Origin of the sequence: Mesorhizobium mediterraneum (assembly GCF_002284565.1) — a bacterium.
GTDB classification, from domain to species: Bacteria; Pseudomonadota; Alphaproteobacteria; order Rhizobiales; family Rhizobiaceae; genus Mesorhizobium; species Mesorhizobium mediterraneum.
The window spans coordinates 1-21,017 of record NZ_NPKI01000002.1 but is presented as its reverse complement, the minus strand read 5'-3'; the positions used below and the strand labels follow the sequence as shown (position 1 = coordinate 21,017).

Genomic DNA, 21,017 nt, shown 5'->3' with positions numbered 1-21,017 from the left:
GAGGACTTCATATCATGATGCAGGCAGGTATTTTCACGGGCTATTTCCCGTACAGCCTCAAGGAAACCGCGCAGAAGATCCGCGCGCTCGATTTCAACACGGTGCAGCTCGACCTGCATTTCAGGGATGTCGACCTGTCGGCCGGGCAGATCACCAAGGACAAGGCCCGGGCTGTTCGCGACGTCTTCCGCGACCACAATCTGCCGGTGTGCTGCGTGTCGGGCTACACCAACATCATCCATCCGGACAGAGCGGAGCGCGAGAAGCGCGTCGGCTATCTCAAGGAGATCATCCGCAGTGCCCGTGATTTCGGCTCGCCCTACGTGATCTCGGAAACCGGCACTTACAACACCGAGTCCGACTGGGTCCATCATCCCAAGAACAAGACCGAGGAAGGTTTCGAGGAATGCCGTAAGGTCATCGCCGACCTTGCCCAGACGGCCTACGACCACGGGGCGGTCTTCCTGCTCGAAACCTATGTCAACAATGTCGTCGGCTCGGTCGAGGAGACGGTGAAGATGTTCGCGCAGGTCGACCATCCCGGCCTCGGCCTTCTGATGGATCCGACCAACTATTTCGAGACCCATAACATCGACAGGATGGACCAGATCCTGAACCAAGTGTTCGACACGCTGACCGACAAGATCAAGATCGCGCACGCCAAGGACGTCAAGCGATCGGGCGGCGACAAGTCGGAGAAGCACGCCGATATCGGCGACGAGGACGCGCTGGAGAGCCACACTTTCCGTGGTGTCGGCGAGATCGAGCTGCCGGCGCCCGGCCTCGGTTCGCTCAACTACGACCTCTATCTCAAGCGGCTTGCCGAAAAGCACCCGAACATTCCGGTCATCATCGAGCATCTCTCGGAAGACGACGTGCCGCGCGCCAAGAAATTCCTCGACGGCAAGTTCCGCGCCAACGGCCTCTGATAGGAGTCCTGCGTCGCCGCTATGCGGCGGCGCTTTCCACCGGGAGGAAATATAATGGAGGAAGCGAAATGTTGAAATTCGGATTGAAACTGGCGACGGCCGCGACTTTGTTGGCAGGGATAGGGTTGGGCTCGCCGGCATTCGCACAGGACGGCCAGAAGACGTTCTATCTCCTGTCGCATGGCGGCCCATCGGATGCATTCTGGCTCGACTGGAATGCCGGCGCCACCAAGGCCTGCGACCAGCTCAAGGTGACCTGCAAGATCTCCTTCAGCGGCGGCGACATGGCGGCGCAGAAGGAGGCCTTCAACTCGGCACTGGCCGCCAAGCCCGACGGTATCGGCACCACATCGGCGCAGCCCGGCCTGTGGACCGAGGAGGTCAAGGCGGCGAAGGCTGCGGGCATCCCGATCGTGTTCTTCAACACCGATGATCCGGCAACCGGGCGGCAGGCGTATGTCGGCGCCGACCTCAAGGAGGCCGGCGTCATCTGGGCCAAGTATCTGGTCGACAACAAGATGGTGAAGCAGGGCGACAAGGTGTTCCTGCCGGTGGAGGTGCCGGGTGCCAGCTATCAGCAGCTCGAGACCGAAGGCATCGCCAGCGTCTTCGATCCGCTTGGCATCAAATATGACGTGGTCGATTGCGGCACCGATCCAGCCGGCATCATCGCCAAGATGACCGACTATATGGTGGCCAACAATCCGCCGGCGATCATCGCACTCGGCGATTCCGTGGCGGCCAGCATCAAGCGGGTGTTCGACGGCGCTGGCGTGCCGGCCGGCAAGATCCCGGTCGTCGGCTGGGGCAATTCCAAGGAAACCGCTGAAGCCGTCAAGGCCGGCTTCGTCAACGCGGCCGCCTGGCAGTTCCCGTCGGCGCAAGGCTTTATGCCGGTCGCGCTGCTCGGTCTCGCCGCCTCGGGCGAACCGATCGGCTACGACATCCACACCTTTAGCCTCTACGACGCGACAAGCGTCGAGCCGATCCTGAAACTCTACAACAAGTGATGGAAATTGACGTCCGCCGCGCAGGCGGCGGACGTCGCTCCACGATATGGTTCAAACCGTTATGACAATTGCCGCAGAAGAGGAAATGCCGGGCGTCAAGCGCAGGTCGAGCCTGATCCGCTCGCCGCAATTCTCCTCGCTCGTCATCCTCGTCGTGCTGTTGGCGGCGTTCGCTATCGCCGACGCCAACTTCCTGTCGCCGCTCAACATCTCCAACATGATGGCGTTCCTGCCCGAGCTCGGCATCATCGCCCTCGGCATGACGCTGCTTCTGACGGGGGGCGAATTCGACCTTTCGGTCGGTGCCGTGTTCGGGCTCGCGCCGGTCGTGGTCATGCTTCTGGTGCAGAGCGGCCAGGTTGATATCGGTGTGGCGCTGCTTGCCGGGCTGTTGTTATGCGTGGCGATCGGGGCCATCAACGGATTGATCGTCACCAAGATCGGTATCTCCTCCTTCCTGGTGACGCTGTCGATGCTGCTTGTGGTGCGAGGGGCGGCGCTCTACATCACACAAGGCTTCCCGCTGAAATCCTGGGACCAGCCCGGCTTTTTCGTGACGCTGCTGGCTGGGAGCTTCAACATCGGCTCATTCCGGTTCTACACCTCGTTGTGGTGGTTCGTCGGCCTGTCGCTGCTGGCGATCTACGTGCTGCACTACGCCAAGCTCGGCAACTGGATCAGCGCCGTCGGCTCCAATCGGAATGCGGCGGTGGCGCGCGGCGTGCCGGCCGATGCGGTCAAGATCTGGCTGTTCATCCTGACCTCGGTGCTGGCGGGTCTGGCCGGCATGATCAGCGCCTTCCGCATCTCGGCTGCCTCGCCGGTGGCCGGCACCGGCTACGAACTCGAAGTGATCGCCATGGTGGTGGTCGGCGGCACGGCGCTGACCGGCGGGCGCGGCACGATCCTGGGCACGATCGTCGGCGCGCTGATGCTGCGCAGCATCCGCAACGGCATCGTGCTGATCGGCGTGCCGGGGCTCGCCTACAACATCTTCGTCGGCGTCATCATCCTCGCCATGCTCATCCTGCACGCTTTGCTGCAGAAGAACGCCGCCAGGAGCTGATCATGGAAGTGCTTCGGCTGCAGAACCTGCAAAAGTCCTTCGGTAGCGTCCGCGCCCTGAAGAGCGCCTCCTTCACACTCAACGAGGGCGAGGTGGTGGCTCTGCTCGGCGACAATGGCGCCGGCAAATCCACCCTGATCAAGGCGATCTCCGGCGTGTTCCCTGTTGACCGCGGCGAGATCTATGTGCGCAGCCAGAAGGTCTCCATCCGCTCGACGCGCGACGCGATGGATCTCGGCATCGAGACCATCCACCAGGATACGTCGCTGGCGCCGGATCTCAGCATCGCGCGCAATCTGTTTCTCGGTCGCGAGCCGGTCAATCTCAAATGGTTGGGCGTGTTCGCGCCGCTCGACCTCGCCAAGTTGCGCGACGCCGCCTCGGCACTTTTGAAGCGCGTCGGCATCTCGAAAAAGCTCGACGCCGATGCGCTGGTCAGCACGCTGTCGGGTGGCGAGCGCCAGTCGATCGCCATTTCGCGGGCCATGCAGTTCGCCGCCAAGGTCATCATCCTCGACGAGCCGACCAATAATCTCGGTGTCGAGGAAACACATGGCGTGCTGCGCTTCGTCAAGGAGGTCCGCGCAGCCGGTCATTCGGTGCTTTTGATCACCCACAATATCCACCATGTCTTCCAGGTCGCCGACCGCATCATCGTCATGCGCCGCGGCGAGATTGTCGCTGAGCAGACGGTCGCCGATACCGACCTGTTGACGGTGGAGAGCATCATCACCGGCGCCGACATGTCGGCCCTGCTCAAAGAGACGAGAGCGAAGTGAAGGAATTGGCCGTCACATGGTAGAGCTTTACGGCAAGACGCTTTCGCGCCGGCAGGTCTCGGAACGCTCCGGCATGCTGTCGCAATTCGCCGGCGTGCGGCTGATGACGCTCGGCGACGGCGTGGAGCGAGGCATCCGCATGCTCGAATTTCGCACCGGCTCGGGATTGCGCTTCACCGCGCTCGTCGACCGGGCGCTCGATATCGCCGACTGCGACTTTAGGGGACAGGCGATCGGCTGGCATTCGCCGAGCGGCTTTCGCCATCCCGGCCTGCACGAGTACGAAGGCGAGGAGGGGCTCGCCTGGGCGCGGTCATTTTCCGGACTGCTGCTCACTTGCGGTCTAGATCATATTCTGTTCATGGATGAAGTGCCGGCCGACAGCTACAATTATCCGGCGAAGAAGACGGTGCGCCATTCGCTGCATGGCCGCGTCAGCACCATTCCGGCGCGGCTGACCGGTTATGGCGAGACATGGGACGGCGACCGCTGCGTGCTGTGGGCCGAGGCTATCGTCCAGCAGTCGACGGTGTTCGGCGAGGACCTGCATCTGCTGCGGCGGATCGAGGCCGATGTCGGCGGCAACGAGATCCGGCTTTCGGACCGGGTCGTCAATCACGGCTTCAACCGCACGCCGCATATGTATTTCTACCACATCAATGTCAGCCATCCGGTGCTCGACGAGGGCTCTCGCTATCTGGCGCCGATCCGCGACGTCGTCTGGGCCGGCCATGCCGGCGAGCGCTACGAGGCGCAGAAGGTCGGCTATCGCACGGTGCCGGCGCCGCAATTGGGTTTCCAGGAACAGGTTTGGCAGCACGAGCTCGCCGCCGACGCCAAGGGCGAGGTGCCGGTGGCGGTGGTCAACGACCGTCTTGGCCTGGGCCTTGAAGTCGTCACCCGCAAGGACCAGTTGCCTTGCGCCTACGAGTGGCAGAATTTCCAGGCAGGGCAGTATGCGCTGGGCATAGAACCGTCGACGCATCATGTGCTCGGCAATCTGGCCGCGCGCGAACGCGGCGAGATGATCTGGCTGGAGCATGGCGAGAGCCGCTCCTACAATGCGGTGTTCCGGGTCCTTGACGGTGCCGACGAGATTGCGGCGGCCGAAAGCCGGATCACTGACATCGCCAGGCAGCCGCAGCAAGATTATCCGCAGCCGTCAGGCAATTTTCCGGTGCTCGGAGACAGGTCGTGATGATGGCGAGGACGATGCGAAGCACCAGTTGGGAGGCTGGGTCCGGTCGGAGCGGGGAGGGCTCGCGGCCCATCAGGATTTGGAGGTCACAATGGCTGGCACAGTGAAGCGCGACTACAGCCTGGTCGGCGAGAGCACACGCAGGGCGATCGAGACAGGGCTGGCTTCGGCCGAATGGTATCACACCGACGTCTCCCGCAAGGCAATCAAGGAGCTGATGCAACGGTCGGATGGCCCGGCGATCCGCGACACGATCATCTGGATCGTCGCCATTCTGGGCTCGGCGGCCGGTGGCGTCTATTTCTGGGGCACCTGGTGGTGTGTGCCGTTCTTCTTCGTCTACGGCGTGCTCTACGGCTCCTCCAGCGACTCACGCTGGCATGAATGCGGCCATGGCACTGCCTTCCGCACGCGCTGGATGAATGATGTGGTCTACCAGATCGCCAGCTTCATGCTGATGCGCAATCCCGTGACCTGGCGCTGGAGCCATGCCAGACACCACACCGATACCATCATCGTCGGACGCGATGCCGAGATCGCCGTGATGCGCCCGCCGGACCTTTTGCGCGCAGCGCTCGCTTTCACCGGTATCCTTGATTTTCGCTATTCGCTTCCGGCGCTGGTACGCCAAGCGTTCGGCAAGCTCACGCCCGACGAGAAAAGCTACGTTCCCGAGATGGAACAGCACAAGGCCGTCATCGCCGCGCGCTGGCATGTCGCCATCTATGTCGCCACGATTGCGCTCGCCCTCACCATGCGGTCGTGGGTGCCGCTGGTGCTCATCGGCGTGCCGCGCCTCTACGGCACCTGGCACATGGTGCTGACCGGCCTGCTGCAGCACATCGGCCTGGCCGACAACGTGATCGACCACCGGCTCAACACCCGCACCGTATACATGAATCCGATTAGCCGCTTCATCTACTGGAACATGAACTACCATGTGGAGCATCACATGTTCCCGATGGTGCCCTATCATGCGCTGCCCAGGCTGCATGAGTTGATCAAGCACGATTTGCCGGAGCCGAACCCGTCGATGTGGCATGCCTATCGCGAGGTTTGGCCGGTCCTCCTCAGGCAGCTCAGATATGAGGATTATTTCCTCAAGCGTGAGCTGCCGCCGACGGCGCGGCCCTATCGTGGCGAGTTCCACGAGGTGAACATGTCAGCGGCGGCGGAATAGGCACTGCACACCCGCCGCATTACAGAAAATTCAGGAGAAGTAGAGATGGCCGATTGGGTCGAAGCGTGCGCCGTGGACGATGTCGAAGAAGAGGATGTCATCCGCTTCGACCATGGCGGCCGCACCTTCGCGATCTACCGTTCCCCTGACGACGAATTCTTCGCCACCGACGGGTTTTGCACGCATGAGAAGGCCCATCTGGCCGACGGGCTTGTCATGGACGACATCATCGAATGCCCCAAGCACAATGGCCGCTTCAATTACAAGACCGGCCAGGCCAAGGGGGCTCCCGTCTGCGTCAATCTTGTGACCTACCCGGTCAAGGTCGAGGCCGGTAAGGTGATGATCCAGATCGCCTGACCGGCCTTCCATTCACGCAACAAAGGGACCAAACTCGATGAGCCGTAAAAGACCCACGATCGCCGATCTGCGCGCCATGAAGGGCAAGCGGCAACTGACCATGCTGCGCGTGTTGACGATGGATGAGGCCGAGGCCGCCGAAAGGGCTGGGATCGATATCGTCTCGGTGCCGCCGGAGCTGGTGCTCAACCCGCAATACCGCGATGCCGCACCCAGCCTGTTCACCATGCCGGGCGACAATTTCTACGAGATCGGCACAGCCGACGATTTCGTGCGCTGGGCGTTCCGGCTCTACAAGGCGAGCGCCGACGCGGTCTATTGCAGCGCTGGTTATGCCACCGTCAAACGGCTGGCCGATGACAATATACCGGTGATCGGCCATGTCGGACTCATTCCATCCCGCGCGACCTGGACCGGTGGCTTCAAGGCCGTCGGCAAGACCGCCGACAGCGCCATGCAGATTTTCGAGGCAGTCAAGCAGTATGAGGCCGCAGGTGCTGTCGGCGCCGAGATCGAAGTGGTGCCGGTCGAGGTGGCCAAGGCGATTTCGGAACGGACGTCGCTGATCATGCTGTCGATGGGAGCGGGCACCGGCTGCGACGCGCAGTATCTGTTCGCCGACGACATCCTTGGCCAGAACCGCGGCCACATGCCCCGCCATTCCAAGGTCTACCGCAATTTCGCCGCTGAATATGACCGCCTGCAGGCGGAACGCATCGCCGCTTTTTCCGAATATGTCGCCGACGTGAACAGCTTGGCCTATCCCGAAGACAAACATGTGGTGCATATGGACCCGGACCAACTCGGTCTGTTCATGAAAAGGGTCGACGGCGCGTGAAACCTGACGGCAATGCTGCAACTGGCAATGTGAAGCCGGTTCATATTCTCACTCTATCGTGTGAAGACCGGCCGGGGGTCGTCGCCGCGGTCACCACTGAGCTTGCCGCGAACGGCGCCAACATTGCCGAAAGCAGTCAGTTCTGGGACCGGCAGAGCAATCGCTTTTTCATGCGGATCGCGTTCACCAGCCCGGCAGGCTCGACGAAGGACGATCTGGAGCGAGCCCTGGAATCGTCCGTCGACCGGTTCGGGATGGAGACCGCGCTGGTCGATCAGGCGCGCCGCCCGAAGATCATCGCCATGGTCTCGAAATTCGACCATGCGCTTCTCCACCTGCTTTACCAGATCAGGGTCGGCTGGCTGAATGCTGAGGTCGCCGCCGTCGTCTCCAATCATGAAGACGCCCGGCGCTTCGCCGAGATGGAGGATATCCCCTACCACCATTGGCCGACGACCAGGGAAAACAAGGCCGAACAGGAGCAGAAGCTGCTGGATCTCGTGCAGGAGACGGGGTCCGAGCTCGTCGTCCTGGCGCGCTACATGCAGGTGTTTTCGAAGGGCCTTTCGGATCGGCTTTACGGGCGGGCGATCAACATCCACCATTCCTTCCTGCCGAGCTTCAAGGGCGCAAAGCCCTATCACCAGGCCTTCGACCGCGGCGTCAAGCTGATCGGCGCGACAGCGCATTACGTGACATCCGATCTCGACGAAGGCCCGATCATCGAACAGGAGACCGAGCGCGTCACCCATGCGATGAGCGCGGAGGATTTCGTGGCCGTCGGCCGCGACATTGAAAGCCGCGTGCTGGCGCGGGCCGTCAAGCTGCATCTTGAAGCTCGCGTCATGCTCAACGGCCACAAGACAATCGTCTTTTGACGAGCGGTCGCTCGGCGCTACGCCTGCCACGATCCGCTGGCGAGCGCTGCGTAAATCGCCTCGGCATCGATGCCCTGTGGCCTGTCCTCCTTGAGCGGCAGGACAAGCGCGCGCACCGCCGCATGAATCGCGGCGGTTGCCGGCGCCAACGTCAGCCCGTTGCGCAGGTCTACGGCCTGTGCGGCCGCCATCAGCTCGAAGGCGATCAGCCGCTGCCACAGCACGATCATGTCGGCGCATTTGGAGACGGCCAGCGGTGCTTGCGTCGCATGGTCCTCGACGCCCTCCGAGACCGGTAGGAAGTCGAGCGTCACCGGGTTGGCCTTGTGGCGGATGGCAGCGAGGATCGCGCTCACCGTCTTTTGCAGCGGCACGAAACCGGCCGAAGCACCGCCGACCGGCGATAGATATCTGGGCAGGCCGTTGCGGCCTGAGCCGGTAAGCTGGATGAAACGAGCGGCAGAGGCGGCCGCGCATTGAGCTATGGCGAGGCCAAGCGTCTCGAAGGCAAGCGACAGCGACGGGGTGTGGAAATTGCCGGTCGACAGCACAATGGCGTCGTCGCCCAGCACGAGCGGGTTGTCGGCAGCGGCGTTGAGCTCGATCTCGACGGCTTGCCTGGCCTGATCGATTGCCTGCAACAGCGCGCCATGGATCGACGGCATGCAGCGGATCGATAGTGGGTCCTGCAAGGTGGCCGGCGCCGGCGCCTTGTCGCGGGCCAGCAGATCGCGCAAGCCTTGCGCGGCCCGCTGCTGGCCAGCGGCCGGTCGTGCCGCATGCAAGCGCGGATCAAGGATCGTCTGGTTGGCGCCGATGCCTTCCATGGTCAACGCGCCCGCCTGCTGTTGTTGCGCGAAAGCGGACAGTGCGTCGGCCACCGCCAGCGCGCCGCTGCCGGCGGACACCGCCGAGGCGCTTATCAGCGACAGCCCGTCCTTGGGGGCGAGGCTGACGGGGGCGAGGCGCGCCATCGCCAGCGCCTTGGCCGCCGGCATGCGCCGGCCCTGGAAGTCGGCTTCGCCGTCGCCGGTCAGCATGCGGCCGAGCGTTGCCATCAGCACCAGGTCGCTGTCGCCGATCGAGCCCAGCGACGGCATCACCGGATGCACGCCGGCATTGAGCGCGTCGATGAGTGCGTTGAAAACCTCTGACGAAATGCCCGAACCGCCGGCCGAAAACATGCCCGCCCGGGCAAGCATCGTCGCCCGCACGATGTCTTGCGGCAGCGCGTCCCCCACGGCGCCGCTGCGCCCTTCCAGCAACTGGCGCTGGAAGGCGCTGGCGTCGCCGCTGACCGACGTGCCGAGATTGGCGCCGAGCCCGGTGTTGAGCCCGTAGATCTGCTGGCCGGAGGCGGCGGCGCGGTCGAGCACTTTTCGCGCTCTGTCCAGCCTCTCGCGGACGACAGACGCCACCTCGACCTTGCGTCCGTCGCGGGCAACCGCCGCGACATCCTCGACCCTGATGTCGGCCCCGGTGAGGATGAGCGCACTCATGCGAAGCGCAGCCGCTGGCCGATGCCTTGTGCCTGCGCCTTGGCCAGCATCGCCTTGCCCAGCGCGATGTCGGAGAGCGACAGGCCGCGATGCCAGAACAGGATCGTCTCGTCGTCGCTCTCACGCCCCGGCTTGAGGCCGGCGGCGATCTGGCCAAGCTCGGCGTACAGCGTCTGTTCGCTCAGACGTCCGGTCTCGACGTGGGCGCGCAGCGAGCCGAATTTGCCGTCCTTGCACTGGCCCCAGTCGTCGACGACGATCTTGGCCATGATGTCGGTCAGCGACAATTCCACCGCGCTCATCGTGCCGTAGGGCATCACCAGCGCGCCGGGCTTTATCCATTGCGTCCTCAGCAACGGCTGCGGTTCCAGCAGCCGCGAGGCCTCGACGACGATGTCGGCTCCTTCGACGCAAGCGCGCCAGTCGGTGACCGCCGTGACCTTCTTGCCGAGATCGGCGGATAGCTTTGCGGCAAAGCCGTCGCGGCTTTCGGGCCGGCGCGAATGAACGCGGATCTCGTCGAAATCGAAGAGATGGTCGAGCAGGCGCACGTTCCAGTACGCGGTGCCGCGCGCGCCGACATGGCCGAGGATCTTCGATGTCTTTTTCGCCAGATGTTTTGCGCCGATGGCGGTGACGGCGCCGGTGCGCATATCGGTGATCACGGTGGCATCGAGGATGGCACGCGGCGTGCCGGTGCGCGGATCGAACAGGTTGAGGATGCCGAATTCCGACGGCAGGCCGTGCAGGTAATTGTCGACATAGTCGCCGACGATCTTGACGCCGGCCGCATCGAGCGGAGCGACGTAGCCGCGCAGGACGTTGAAATGGCCGTTGAAGGACGGGTCCGGCTCGAGATGGACGCGCGGCTCGATCACCGTCTGGCCGTTGCCCTGCGCCACCAGCCCGGCCTCGACCGCTCCGATGATTTCTGCATCGGTCATATCAAGCGCTTCGATATCGAGGGCGTTGAGATAATCGATGTAGATGGGCTTCATGCGCACACAATTCCTAAGTCAGAAGAGGTTCGATGGCGAGGTTCAGTCATCGCATAACAGGTCGCGATACGACACGAAAGTTTGTTGGGCCATGTCTGGACGGCGCCGCCCAAATGCTGTTCAAACCGGTGCGTCATCGATTTGCCGGACAATTGCCTGGTTCCCAGTGGCACGGGAAAAACTCTCGTACAGTTCTGCGCATGACCGCCATTCCCGAAAACGAAGCCTTGCCCGAAAGCGCGACACAGGCGCGTCGCGTGGCGCTGATCGTCGCCGTTGCCTTCTTCATGCAGCTTCTGGATTCGACGATCATCTCGACATCGCTGCCGCAGATGGGAGAATCTTTCGGCGTGCCGGCGGTGGCGATGAGCATCGGCATCACCGTCTATATGCTGACCATGGCGGTGTTCGTGCCGCTGTCGGGCTGGCTCGCCGACCGCTTCGGCGCGCGCAACATCTTCCTCGTGGCGATCGCGCTGTTCGCGCTGGCCTCGATCGCCTGCGGCATCTCGCAGAACCTGACCCAGTTCGTCGCCGCGCGTGCGGTGCAAGGCCTGGGCAGTGCGTTGATGACGCCGGTCGGGCGAATCCTGGTGCTGCGCAACGCACCGAAGTCCGAGCTGCTCAATGCCACGGCGCTGATCACCTGGCCGGCGCTGTTCGCGCCGGTGATCGGGCCGGTGCTCGGCGGCTTCATCACCACCTATCTGTCCTGGCACTGGAATTTCTTCATCAACATTCCGCTCGGCGTGGCCGGCCTGGCGCTGGTCGCCCGCTTCATCCCCGGCGACCGCGAGTCCGAGACCAAACCGCTCGATTGGCCAGGTTTCTTTTTGACCTCGGTCGGGCTTGCTTGTCTGCTTTACGGTCTCGAGCGCATCGCGCATGCGGAAGACGGCACCTTGCCGACCGTGGCGCTGCTTGTGGCCGGCACCTTGGTCGGCTGGCTGGCGGTGCGGCATCTCGCGCGCACAAAAAATCCGCTGCTCGATCTCACAGCGTTCAAGGTGCAGACTTTCGCCCTATCGACGCTGTCGGCTGGGACCATTTTCCGGATCGCCATCAACGCCACGCCGTTCCTGCTGCCGCTTTTGTTCCAGGTCGGCTTCGGGCTGAGCCCGGTGGATGCCGGCATGCTGATCCTCGCCTATTTCCTAGGTAATCTCGGCATGAAGGCGGTGACGACACCGACGCTGAAGCGCTTCGGCTTCCGTTCTGTGCTGGTCATCAACGGCGTGATCGCATCGCTGTCGATCATGGCCTGCGCGGCGATCTCGCCGCAGACCCCGCAAGAGCTGGTGGTGGCGCTGATGCTGATCGCCGGACTGTCGCGTTCGATGCAGTTCACTGCGCTCAACACGCTGGCCTTCGCTGATGTGGCCCCGCCGCAGCGCAGCTCGGCGGCGACGCTGTCCAGCATGCTGCAGCAGGTGGCGATGCTGTTCGGCGTGGCGATCGCCGCGGCGCTGCTCAACCTGTCGCAGATCGCGAGGGGCGGGCCGGCGCTCGACCTCATAGACTTCCGCCTCGCCTTCCTGGCGATCGGCGCTATCGGGCTCGCGGCCTCGTTCCGCTTCCTGGCGCTGCCACCGGCCGCGGGCGCCGAGGTCTCGGGTCATATTCCGCGGAATTGAGACCGGTGGCAGTTGTCCGTCCTGTGTCGGCGGAGGCGGGGAGCTTTTCCTTCTCCCCTTGTGGGAGAAGGTGGATCGGCGCGTAGCGCCGAGACGGATGAGGGGTGTTGGAAGAAATGCGACGCGCAAATATCGGGGAATTTAAAGTGCTTACGTCTTCGAGGTAGCGATCCTTCCAGCACCCCTCATCCGACCGAGCTTCGCTCGGCCACCTTCTCCCACAAGGGGAGAAGGAAAGGGCGCCGCGCTACACCGGCCGATATACCTTCTCCGCCGTGTTCCAAAAAATGTCCGCCTCTGCCGCCGCGCCATGCTTCGCAACCGCCTTCCGGTGCGCCTTGATCAATTCCGCATGGCTGGTCCAAAGTTTCTCGATCGGGAAGTTCGAGCCGAACATCAGATGATCGCTGCCGAGGATGTCGATCGCGTTGTCGACGATGTAAGCGATCAGCGCCGGGTCGTTGCGGTGGACGAAGGTGCCGAGGCCGGAGAGCTTGGCGTAGAGGTTGGGTGCGGCTGAAAGCGTGCGCAGACCGGCTTTCCAGGCCTCCGTGGTCTCCGGGTCCATGCCGATCAGCATGCCGGCATGGGTGAGGATGAAATTCGTTTCCGGGTTCTCTGCGACAAGCGTCAGCCCGTCCTTCATCTGGGCCGGGAAAAGCTGCAGGTCGAAGGACAGGCCGTAGTCTTTTAGCCGCGCCACATTGGCCCGCACCTTCGGGTCGATGACCTGATCTGCTGAGGCGGCGAAGCGGAAGGCCGGCGTTTCGTGCCAATGCAGTTGCATGCGCACGCCGCGCAGCAGCGGATATTTTTTTAAGCGATCGATCTGGGGGCGGACATCGTCCACCGTCATGTCGGCATAGCCGACGATGGCATGCGGCCAGCCGGTTTCGTCAGCTGTCTTCTGCAGGAAGGCGACTTCGGTCTCGAAATCCTCCTTCGCCCAGTTGGTCTGGACATAGACCGCCTTCTCGACGCCGGAGCCTTTCTGATCGGCCAGGAATTCCTCGATCGGATAGTCGCGGCGGATCGGTTCATAAGATCCGAAGATGCGCGGCACCATCGGCCCGCGCAGCCAGGGCTGATCCTCTTGGCGCCAAATGTGGAAATGCGCGTCGACCGCCTTTTGCATCATGAAGCCCTTTTCCAGATTGCTGCGGCCGCCGGGGCAGGGCGGGCGAGCGACAGGATGAAATCGGTAAGACACGAGATAGACGAGCCATCGACCAGATCGTCGAGCACCGGCAGGATGGCGCGCAGAGCTGCCGTGGCCGGCTGGAAACGCGGGTCGCCGGCCAGCGGCGTCGCCAGCGAAAGCCGGAAGGCGCGGGCGCTCAGCCGGCGCATCGCCATTTCCAGCTCGGCATGATCGCCGCGCTCCAGCGCGTCCGACAGGATGACAATCGCTGCCCCGCGCGCGAAAGCGGAAAAGCGCGGCACCGACAGGAAGGCGAGCAGCGTCGGTCCCATCCGGGTGCCGCCGTCCCAGTCGTCGACCAGCGCTGCCACGCGGGCCAGCGCCTGGTCGCGGTCGCGGATGCGCAACGCCCCGGTGATGCGGGTCAGCCGCGTGCCGAAGGTGAAAATTTCAGCCCGGTCTGCGCCCTGCACCGCCGCATGCGCCAGTTTGAGATAGTCCGATGTATGCAGCTTCATCGAGCCCGACACGTCGATCAGGATCAGCAGCTTGCGCGGCACGGTCTGCCTGCGGCGCAGCAGCGGCGATGGCACATCGCCATCGGCGCTGACGATTTCTCGCAGCGACCGGCGCAGATCGAGCTTGCCGCGCGCGTGCGTGCGCACGGTGCGGAAGGAGCGGCGAGCGGGCAGGGCGGCGGAAAGCTTGCGGCGGAAGGCAGCAAGCCCGTTGCCGTCGCGCTGAAAGTCGCGGGCGCTCAACTGTTCGGCGCCAGACGATAGCTCGCCACCTTCCTCCTGGCGCGCCACCTCGCTCTCTTCGTCTCTGGTGCCGCCGTCGTCCTTGATACGGGTTTCCTCGTCGGCCTCGCCTTCGACCACAGCCGCGGTGTTGCCATAGAAATGGCTTTGGAAATGAGCCTCGAATTCATCGCGGCGGTCGGGCGGCGGCGCAAGCGTGGCAAGGGCTGCTTCGCGGATATCGGCCATAGAGCGCGGGCCAAGCAGCGTCACCGCCTGCATGAAGCCGGACACCTGCTCGGGCGCCACCGGAAAGCCATAGCGGCGCAGCAGCCGTCCGAAGCCGAGCAAGGGCGCAGCCGCCCGGGGCAAGGCTGTGGCGCTCACGCCAGTGCCTCCTCGACGATCCGGCCAAGCTCAGGCGCGATGTAGGACAGATCCTCCTCGTCCTTGATCAGCACGCCGATGGCGCGGCGGAACGCTTCCGGCCACGGGCTGCCGCCTTTTTCGAGGATCGTCGCGGCGTTCGCCCATTCGACCGCTTCGGCGATGCCCGGCGGCTTGGCCAGCGGGCGGGCGCGGATGTCGCGCACGGCAGAAGCCACGGCACGTGCGGTCGCCTCGGCGACTTCACCGGCGCGCAGCATGATGATCTCGGCCTCGCGCTCGGCGCCGGGATAGGTGATCCAGTGGTAGACGCAGCGCCGCCGCAGCGCTTCCGCCAGTTCGCGGGTGCGGTTCGAGGTCAGGATGACGATCGGCTGCGCCGTGGCGCGGATGGTGCCGCGCTCGGGGATGCTGATCTGGAAATCGGAAAGGAATTCCAGGAGCAGCGCTTCGAACTCGTGGTCCGAGCGATCGATCTCGTCGACCAGCAGCACGCGCTTTTCCGGCGCCTTCAGCACCTGCAGCAGCGGCCGCGCGATCAGGAAGCGGTCGTCATAGATGTCGACCTCATGCTCGCCGGCATGGCGGATGGCAAGCAGCTGGCGCTGGTAATTCCATTCGTAGAGCGCGTGCGCGGCGTCGATGCCCTCATAGCACTGCAGCCGCACCAGATCGCGTCCGAGCAGCTCGGCTATCGCCTTCGCCGCTTCCGTCTTGCCGACGCCGGGCGCGCCTTCGAGCAGCAACGGCTTGCCCAGCCGGATCGCCAGGAAGATGGCGGTGGCCAGGCTTTCATCAGCCAGATAGCGCGAGGCGGCGAGGCGCGACGCCACCGCCTCCGGCGAGGTCGCGACAGTTTCGGCGCTTCTCTTGGGCATTTCCAACACTCAGTTTGGCGCGCCGGCTTGCGCCTTCAGCGCCCGCAGGATGCGCTCCGGCGTGATTGGCAGCGTGTCGATGCGCACGCCGACGGCGTCGAAGACGGCATTGGCGACCGCCGGGATTTGCGGGTTGGCGCACATTTCGCCTGGCCCCTTGGCGCCGTACGGCCCATCGGCCGAGGGCCGTTCCAGCACGATGATCTCGGTTTGCGCGAGATCACCCGGGCCCGGCATCAGGTACTGGTTGAAATCGGTGCCGCCATGATCGCGACTTGGGTAATAGGGTTCGGTCGTCTCATAGAGCGCATGGCTGATGCCCATCCACGAGCCGCCGACAAGCTGCTGCTCGACCATTTTCGGGTTGAGCGCGCGGCCGATCTCGAAGACGTTCTTGACCGTCAGCACGGTGACTTCGCCGGTCTCGTCATCGACCTCGACTTCCGCCACCGTGCAGGCATGCGCATAGCAGGTCGACGGCTTCATCGCGCCGGTTTCTTTCTCCGGGTAGGAGCGGGGGATCAAAAACATGCCGCGGCCGGAAATCGAGCGGCCGCGCTTGAAATGCGCCGACAGCGCGACATCGAAGATCGAGATCGATTTCTGCGGCGCACCCTTGACCAGGATGTTGCCCAAGCCGTCGGTCTCGAGGTCCGAGGCATTCACTTCCAGCTCCTCGGCCGCCACTTCCAGCATCACCTGGCGGGCTTCCCTGGCCGCCTGGATGACGGCGTTGCCGGCCCGATGCGTGCCGCGCGAGGCGAAGGTGCCCATGCAGTGCGGACCGGTGTCGGTGTCGGCGGTGTCGACGACGACGCGGTCGGTCGGCACGCCGATCGTCTCGGCGCAGATCTGCGCCATGATCTGCTTCATGCCCTGGCCGAGATCGACGCTGGAAAGCGTGACCATGAAATTGCCGGTCGGGGTCGAATGCACCAGGGCCTGGGTTGGGTCGCCGCCGAGATTCATGCCGGTCGGGTAGTTGATCGCGGCCACGCCGCGTCCGCGCCTGATCGCCATCTCAAGCTCCCTTCGCGTAGGAGGACATGGCCAGATATTTTTCCGCCACCGGCCAGTTGGCGGCGCGCGACGCTTCCTGCATGCACTCGATCAGCGCGGCCCCTTCCGTCGGTTGGCGATGCGCTTTCATGTCGCCGTCGCGGTAGGCATTGATGAAGCGAAATTCGAGCGGGTCCATCCCGATCAGCCGGGCAAGCTTGTCCATCTGCACCTCCAGCGCGAAATCGCCAATGGTGACGCCGAAGCCGCGCATGGCGGAGGAGGGCGTGCGGTTGGTGTAGACGCAATAGGTGTCGATCCACACATTCGGGATCGTATAGGGGCCGGGATAGTGGCCAGCGCCCTTCTGCGCGCCATAGGGCGAATGGCGCGAATAGGCGCCGGCATCGGTGTAGCCGGTGACCTTGCGGGCGACGATTCGGCCGTCCTTCATGACGCCGTCCTTGATGACGACCTTTTCCGCCGCGCGCGGCGAGGAGATCTGCATCTCCTCCTCGCGGCTGTAGATGAAGGAGACCGGATGCCCGGTCAGCTTGGCGCCGAGGATGGCGATTGGCTCGACGATGACGTCGACCTTGCCGCCGAAACCGCCACCGACGGTGCCGCCGACGAAATGCAGCTTGTTGCCGGGCATCTGCAGGATGATCGAAGTGTTGTCGAGCGTGAAGAACATCGCCTGCGTGTTGGTATAGCAGGTGAAGCGGTCATTGCCCTCCGGCGCCACGACGCAGCCGGTCGTCTCGGTCGGCGCGTGCTCGATCGGCGAGGATTGGTAGGTCTGTTCCAGGACATGGTCGGCGCCGGCGAAGCCTGCCTCGACATCGCCGAAGCGCACCTTTCGGCATTCGCCGCTGTCATAGAGGTAATAGTTCTGGCCGTGATATTCGTTCACGATCGGCGCGCCGGGTTTTAGCGCCTCCTCCATGTCGAAGACGGCCGGCAGCACCTCGTAGTCGACCTTGACCTTGGCCGCCGCTTCCTGGGCGGCACGCTCGGTCTCTGCCAGCACCGCCACCACCGCCTCGCCCTTCCAGCGCACCTTGCCGTCGGCCAGCACCGTCTCGTCCTCCGGCCCGATCTGGATCAGGATCAGGATGGTGTAGACATTGTGCGGCACATCCTTAGCCGTCAGCACCTTGACGACGCCTGGATGTTTTTCCGCCTCTGATATGTCGATGCTGCGGATGCGGGCGTGATGGTGCGGGCTGCGCACCATTTTCAGGTGCACCATGCCGGGAAAGTTGCGGTCGGCGAAATAGGCGGTCTTGCCGGTGACATGACCGGGTGAATCGGAGCGCGGCCGGGGCTGGCCGATCTCGTGCAGATCGTCCTTGCGCTGGTCGGCGAAATAGCTCTTGCGGAGTTCCATCTTTTTTTACTCCCCTCAAGCCGCATGCTGCGAATTGGACCGTGCGGCGGTCAGCACCGCCTGGATGATCGGCTCGTAGCCCGTGCAGCGGCAGATATTGCCCGACAGCGCCTCGACAACATCCTCGCGGCTGGGGTTCGGCGTGTGGTCGAGCAGAACCTTGGCCGCCATGATCATGCCCGGCGTGCAGAAGCCGCATTGCGTGGCGAAGGCGTCGAGGAAGGCGCGCTGCAAAGGATGCAGCACGCCGCCTTCCGAAAGCCCTGACGTCGTGGTGATGGTCGCGCCGTTGCAGGTCTCGGCCAGCGTCAGGCAGGAAAGCCGGAGCTCACCGTCGATGATGACCGAGCAGGCGCCGCATGTGCCTTGATGGCAGCCGCCTTTCGGCGAGGTGTCGCCGATCTTGTCGCGCAGTGCATGAAGCAGCGTCGTGCCGCTGTCGATGAATTCGGCCTTCTCCGCGCCGTTGAGCGTGAACTGAACCGGGACCTTTGCCATGTTTTCCTCCTTGCGCGCAGCCAAGCAAGCGCGCGCCCCAATGAGCAATTTCAGCCGAGCAGCAGCCGGCCGAGATGGACCGATAGGACTTCGTTGCGATACCAGGCACTGGCGATCGGATCGGTGACGGGCGAGGTCCCGTCGCTGGCTGCGGCAAGTGCTGGCGCGATGCCATCGCTGGTGAGTTTCCTGCCGAGCAGCGCCTTTTCTGCCGCCTTGGCGCGCATCGAACGGTCAGCCATGCAGCCAAGCGCGATCCGCGCCGAAGACACGGTGCCGTCCGGCGCCTGCTCCAGCACGGCGGCGATGCTGAGCACCGAGACGCCCTTCGGCTTGACCCTCGACACTTTCAGGAAGCGAAAGCCGCCATCTACTGGCAAGCTGAAGCCGACCGCGGTGACGATGGCGTGGTGGCTTTCGCGTTTTGCCAGGAAGGTTTCGATCGGCAGGTCACCGCCATCGGTGCTGACGCTGGCATCCAACGCCAGCAGCGCGACGGTGAAATCGCCATAGGGCGCCGGGGCGAAGAGATTCCCGCCGACTGTCGCCATGTTGCGGATCGCCGGGCCGCCGACGGCGCGCGCCGCGCCGCTAAGCGCAGCGAGATCCGGGTGACGGGCGATCGCCGCCATGGTCACCGAAGCGCCGATGTGGACCTCGCTGCCGGAAACGGTGATGGCCGACAGCACCGGTTCGGTCGACCTGATAAGGCTGGAGACCGAGACATCGCCTTCATTGGCGGCGCGCACGACCAGCGTGCCGCCGCCGAGATAGCGGGTGCCGGCAGCTTTCAATGCCGCATTCGCGTCCTTCACCGTCGAAAAAGTCTGCAATGCAAGCGCCATGGAACGCTCCTGTTTGTCAGCCCAATTCAGTTCAACCTTGACCGGCGAAATGATTCTTCAGGGCGTTGAAGCCGCCCTGGAAAACGTTGGCGCCCATGCCCTCGGCCAATTTGTCGGCCTCTTCCGGAGCAGCGTCGAAGCTGGCGGTCCATTCGGCATAGGTGCGGTCGCCGTCGGTCACCCGCCGCAATCGCAGTGTCGCCTTGTGATTGGTGAGCGGCTGCGGCGTCTCCAGGATGGAATAGCTGACAAGGAAATTGTCGTCGGAGAAGTCGAGCAGCTTTTCGCGGATACGGGCGCCGCTGGCGAGCTCGAAATTGCGCACGCAGCCGATCGTGCCGGCATCCTTGCCGTCCTCGATATGGCTCTCGACCATGCGCGGGTGCCAGCTCGGCAGGCCGTTGAAGTCGCGTATGCGCGCCCAGACCTTTTCGACCGGTGCGTCGATGACGCTGGAGATGGTGACTTTCGCCATATGATCGTTCCCTTGCAAATATGTGTGTCGCGAGGGTAGGGCGGCGAGCCCGGCGGCGCTTATCAATGCGTCTTGAACACCTATCAAATAGTCTGAAAATGGTTCAGGAAATGGCCCGCGCCGCCTCGCGATAGAGTGTCGGCGGAACGCCGACATGGTCGCGGAAGAAGCGCGAGAAATTGCCCTGCGTGGTGAAGCCGAGATTGCAGGCCACTGAGATCAGCGGCTCCTGCGACCACTGCAACTGCCGCACCGCTTCTTCCATGCGCAGCGTGTTCCAATAGACGTTGGGCGTCAGATTGGTCTGCTCCTTGAACAGCGCGAAGAAATGCGGCCGCGACAGGCCGACGCTGCGCGCAACGTCATCGAAGCAGATGCGCTCGCAGACATTGGCCTTCATCAGCTGGATCGCCTTGCGAACGCGGAAGTCCTGCATGGTATGGACGCGGGCGCGCGTCACCGGCGGGGCCGAAGCGTCAGCAGCATCGAGCAGGCTGTCGATAAAACGCTCGATCTCGTAATTGGCGATGTCGTCGATGCTCTCATTGTCGCTGAGATGGTCGAGAAGGTTGGCCGCCGCCTTGTGCAGCCATGGCTCCAGCACGATCGCCGGCGTCGAGAACAGCGGCGCGGCGGACGGCAGATCGCGGCGTCGTCGCGCCCAGTCCGGATCGATGTAGAAGGCGAGGAACAGGCCGGGCCGGCCGTCGCGGGACAGAGCGTGGCTGTGCGGCTGGAAGGAATTGATGCCGGCGGCGGTGCCCGGTCCAAGTCGCACCGTCTCGCGGCCGATGGTCATCTCGCCGGCCGTGCCTTCCAGCCAGATGATGATGTGCGCCTCGACATGGGCATGGGTGACGAAGTCGCTGGCGACGTTCAGGACAGAAACATGTCCGAACCGGCCCCAGTAGAGCCTGATCGCTTCCGTCATGGGTATATCCTCCCGCAGGCGACTGGCCTCCCTTCGCCTGCAATGGGGATAGTGCGGCGGGCTTAGTGTCCGCGTCAAGGCACCTGCGCACGCCAGGTGCCTGCGATAAGCTATAGCAGCGGATTTTCAGATTGAGCGATAGCTTAGCGCCCCTTCTCCCCTTGTGGGAGAAGGTGGATCGGCGCGTTAGTGTCGAGACGGATGAGGGGTGTTGGAAGAAATGAGGCGGTGGATCTTTGCTATTGCCAAGCTGGAACATCCATCATCCGACCTCGCTTCGCGAGGCCACCTTCTCCCACAAGGAGACCTTTGCACAGAAGCCGAACGGTGATTCTGTGGTGAAGGTTGGAGCAGGGAGATTCGG

General features: G+C 63.7%; 21 protein-coding genes. 10 read left to right on the top strand and 11 right to left on the bottom strand.

Annotated features, from left to right (window positions below):
* The first annotated feature begins 14 nt into the window (after positions 1-14).
* From CIT25_RS00560 to purU, 9 genes are all read left to right on the top strand, one after another.
* A complete protein-coding gene (locus CIT25_RS00560; protein WP_095482642.1) occupies positions 15-929 on the top strand; it encodes a sugar phosphate isomerase/epimerase family protein in 915 nt (304 codons plus the stop codon).
* Between the two features lie 68 nt (positions 930-997).
* Entirely contained in the window at positions 998-1,939 is a 942-nt protein-coding gene (locus CIT25_RS00555; protein WP_095482641.1) for a sugar ABC transporter substrate-binding protein, read from the top strand.
* A gap of 61 nt (positions 1,940-2,000) precedes the next feature.
* Complete coding sequence (locus tag CIT25_RS00550; protein WP_245329717.1) at positions 2,001-3,005, top strand: ABC transporter permease; 1,005 nt, start codon at positions 2,001-2,003, stop codon at positions 3,003-3,005.
* Positions 3,002-3,784 carry an ATP-binding cassette domain-containing protein gene (locus CIT25_RS00545; protein ID WP_164547311.1) on the top strand — a complete coding sequence of 261 codons (783 nt, stop codon included), beginning with the start codon at positions 3,002-3,004 and terminating at the stop codon, positions 3,782-3,784. The genes CIT25_RS00550 and CIT25_RS00545 overlap by 4 nt, the downstream gene beginning before the upstream one ends.
* 16 nt (positions 3,785-3,800) lie before the next feature.
* Positions 3,801-4,982 (top strand): aldose 1-epimerase family protein, encoded by a 1,182-nt coding sequence (locus tag CIT25_RS00540; protein ID WP_095482638.1) that lies wholly within the window; start codon positions 3,801-3,803, stop codon positions 4,980-4,982.
* A 91-nt stretch (positions 4,983-5,073) separates the two neighbouring features.
* Positions 5,074-6,162: a fatty acid desaturase family protein gene (locus tag CIT25_RS00535; protein WP_095482637.1), complete on the top strand. Its 1,089-nt coding sequence runs from the start codon at positions 5,074-5,076 to the stop codon at positions 6,160-6,162.
* A 45-nt stretch (positions 6,163-6,207) separates the two neighbouring features.
* A complete protein-coding gene (locus CIT25_RS00530) occupies positions 6,208-6,522 on the top strand; it encodes a MocE family 2Fe-2S type ferredoxin (RefSeq protein WP_095482636.1) in 315 nt (104 codons plus the stop codon).
* A gap of 37 nt (positions 6,523-6,559) precedes the next feature.
* Complete coding sequence (locus CIT25_RS00525) at positions 6,560-7,360, top strand: 3-methyl-2-oxobutanoate hydroxymethyltransferase (RefSeq protein WP_095482635.1); 801 nt, start codon at positions 6,560-6,562, stop codon at positions 7,358-7,360.
* Positions 7,357-8,238, top strand: a complete 882-nt coding sequence (gene purU / locus CIT25_RS00520) for a formyltetrahydrofolate deformylase (protein WP_095482634.1) — start codon at positions 7,357-7,359, stop codon at positions 8,236-8,238. Before CIT25_RS00525 ends, purU begins: the two co-directional genes overlap by 4 nt.
* Positions 8,239-8,255: 17 nt before the next feature.
* Here purU and CIT25_RS00515 read toward each other — a convergent pair whose 3' ends face one another.
* Together CIT25_RS00515 and CIT25_RS00510 are read right to left on the bottom strand one after the other, a co-directional pair.
* Entirely contained in the window at positions 8,256-9,737 is a 1,482-nt protein-coding gene (locus CIT25_RS00515) for an HAL/PAL/TAL family ammonia-lyase (protein WP_095482633.1), read from the bottom strand.
* Complete coding sequence (locus CIT25_RS00510; protein WP_095482632.1) at positions 9,734-10,735, bottom strand: ornithine cyclodeaminase family protein; 1,002 nt, start codon at positions 10,733-10,735, stop codon at positions 9,734-9,736. Before CIT25_RS00510 ends, CIT25_RS00515 begins: the two co-directional genes overlap by 4 nt.
* Positions 10,736-10,935: 200 nt before the next feature.
* Between CIT25_RS00510 and CIT25_RS00505 the strand changes: the two genes are divergently transcribed.
* Positions 10,936-12,369 (top strand): DHA2 family efflux MFS transporter permease subunit, encoded by a 1,434-nt coding sequence (locus CIT25_RS00505; RefSeq protein WP_095482631.1) that lies wholly within the window; start codon positions 10,936-10,938, stop codon positions 12,367-12,369.
* 247 nt (positions 12,370-12,616) lie between these two features.
* On the opposite strand, the gene CIT25_RS00500 is transcribed toward CIT25_RS00505, so the two are convergent.
* The 9 genes from CIT25_RS00500 to CIT25_RS00460 form a co-directional block, all read right to left on the bottom strand.
* Complete coding sequence (locus CIT25_RS00500) at positions 12,617-13,504, bottom strand: amidohydrolase family protein (RefSeq protein WP_164759148.1); 888 nt, start codon at positions 13,502-13,504, stop codon at positions 12,617-12,619.
* Positions 13,504-14,580, bottom strand: coding sequence for a VWA domain-containing protein (locus CIT25_RS00495; RefSeq protein ID WP_206072907.1), 1,077 nt, complete (start codon positions 14,578-14,580; stop codon positions 13,504-13,506). The genes CIT25_RS00500 and CIT25_RS00495 overlap by 1 nt, the downstream gene beginning before the upstream one ends.
* 53 nt (positions 14,581-14,633) lie before the next feature.
* Entirely contained in the window at positions 14,634-15,515 is an 882-nt protein-coding gene (locus CIT25_RS00490; RefSeq protein ID WP_095482628.1) for an AAA family ATPase, read from the bottom strand.
* A gap of 9 nt (positions 15,516-15,524) precedes the next feature.
* A complete protein-coding gene (locus CIT25_RS38020; RefSeq protein WP_095482627.1) occupies positions 15,525-16,535 on the bottom strand; it encodes a xanthine dehydrogenase family protein molybdopterin-binding subunit in 1,011 nt (336 codons plus the stop codon).
* A 1-nt stretch (position 16,536) separates the two neighbouring features.
* Positions 16,537-17,904: a xanthine dehydrogenase family protein molybdopterin-binding subunit gene (locus CIT25_RS38015; RefSeq protein ID WP_095482626.1), complete on the bottom strand. Its 1,368-nt coding sequence runs from the start codon at positions 17,902-17,904 to the stop codon at positions 16,537-16,539.
* Between the two features lie 15 nt (positions 17,905-17,919).
* A complete protein-coding gene (locus CIT25_RS00475; protein ID WP_095482845.1) occupies positions 17,920-18,402 on the bottom strand; it encodes a (2Fe-2S)-binding protein in 483 nt (160 codons plus the stop codon).
* 50 nt (positions 18,403-18,452) lie between these two features.
* On the bottom strand, positions 18,453-19,247 hold the full coding sequence (locus CIT25_RS00470) for an FAD binding domain-containing protein (RefSeq protein ID WP_095482625.1): 795 nt from the start codon (positions 19,245-19,247) through the stop codon (positions 18,453-18,455).
* Positions 19,248-19,278: 31 nt separating this feature from the next.
* Positions 19,279-19,722: an SRPBCC family protein gene (locus CIT25_RS00465; RefSeq protein ID WP_095482624.1), complete on the bottom strand. Its 444-nt coding sequence runs from the start codon at positions 19,720-19,722 to the stop codon at positions 19,279-19,281.
* Positions 19,723-19,825: 103 nt separating this feature from the next.
* On the bottom strand, positions 19,826-20,653 hold the full coding sequence (locus CIT25_RS00460) for an AraC family transcriptional regulator (RefSeq protein WP_095482623.1): 828 nt from the start codon (positions 20,651-20,653) through the stop codon (positions 19,826-19,828).
* Positions 20,654-21,017 lie beyond the last annotated feature (364 nt).

Coding starts and splice junctions, on each gene's coding strand:
- CIT25_RS00560 (WP_095482642.1), top strand. CDS start 15: ATGATGCAGGCAGGTATTTTCACGGGCTATTTCCCGTACAGCCTCAAG.
- CIT25_RS00555 (WP_095482641.1), top strand. CDS start 998: ATGTTGAAATTCGGATTGAAACTGGCGACGGCCGCGACTTTGTTGGCA.
- CIT25_RS00550 (WP_245329717.1), top strand. CDS start 2,001: ATGACAATTGCCGCAGAAGAGGAAATGCCGGGCGTCAAGCGCAGGTCG.
- CIT25_RS00540 (WP_095482638.1), top strand. CDS start 3,801: ATGGTAGAGCTTTACGGCAAGACGCTTTCGCGCCGGCAGGTCTCGGAA.
- CIT25_RS00535 (WP_095482637.1), top strand. CDS start 5,074: ATGGCTGGCACAGTGAAGCGCGACTACAGCCTGGTCGGCGAGAGCACA.
- CIT25_RS00530 (WP_095482636.1), top strand. CDS start 6,208: ATGGCCGATTGGGTCGAAGCGTGCGCCGTGGACGATGTCGAAGAAGAG.
- CIT25_RS00525 (WP_095482635.1), top strand. CDS start 6,560: ATGAGCCGTAAAAGACCCACGATCGCCGATCTGCGCGCCATGAAGGGC.
- CIT25_RS00515 (WP_095482633.1), bottom strand. CDS start 9,737: ATGAGTGCGCTCATCCTCACCGGGGCCGACATCAGGGTCGAGGATGTC.
- CIT25_RS00510 (WP_095482632.1), bottom strand. CDS start 10,735: ATGAAGCCCATCTACATCGATTATCTCAACGCCCTCGATATCGAAGCG.
- CIT25_RS00505 (WP_095482631.1), top strand. CDS start 10,936: ATGACCGCCATTCCCGAAAACGAAGCCTTGCCCGAAAGCGCGACACAG.
- CIT25_RS00500 (WP_164759148.1), bottom strand. CDS start 13,504: ATGCAAAAGGCGGTCGACGCGCATTTCCACATTTGGCGCCAAGAGGAT.
- CIT25_RS00490 (WP_095482628.1), bottom strand. CDS start 15,515: ATGCCCAAGAGAAGCGCCGAAACTGTCGCGACCTCGCCGGAGGCGGTG.
- CIT25_RS38020 (WP_095482627.1), bottom strand. CDS start 16,535: ATGGCGATCAGGCGCGGACGCGGCGTGGCCGCGATCAACTACCCGACC.
- CIT25_RS38015 (WP_095482626.1), bottom strand. CDS start 17,904: ATGGAACTCCGCAAGAGCTATTTCGCCGACCAGCGCAAGGACGATCTG.
- CIT25_RS00475 (WP_095482845.1), bottom strand. CDS start 18,402: ATGGCAAAGGTCCCGGTTCAGTTCACGCTCAACGGCGCGGAGAAGGCC.
- CIT25_RS00470 (WP_095482625.1), bottom strand. CDS start 19,247: ATGGCGCTTGCATTGCAGACTTTTTCGACGGTGAAGGACGCGAATGCG.
- CIT25_RS00465 (WP_095482624.1), bottom strand. CDS start 19,722: ATGGCGAAAGTCACCATCTCCAGCGTCATCGACGCACCGGTCGAAAAG.
- CIT25_RS00460 (WP_095482623.1), bottom strand. CDS start 20,653: ATGACGGAAGCGATCAGGCTCTACTGGGGCCGGTTCGGACATGTTTCT.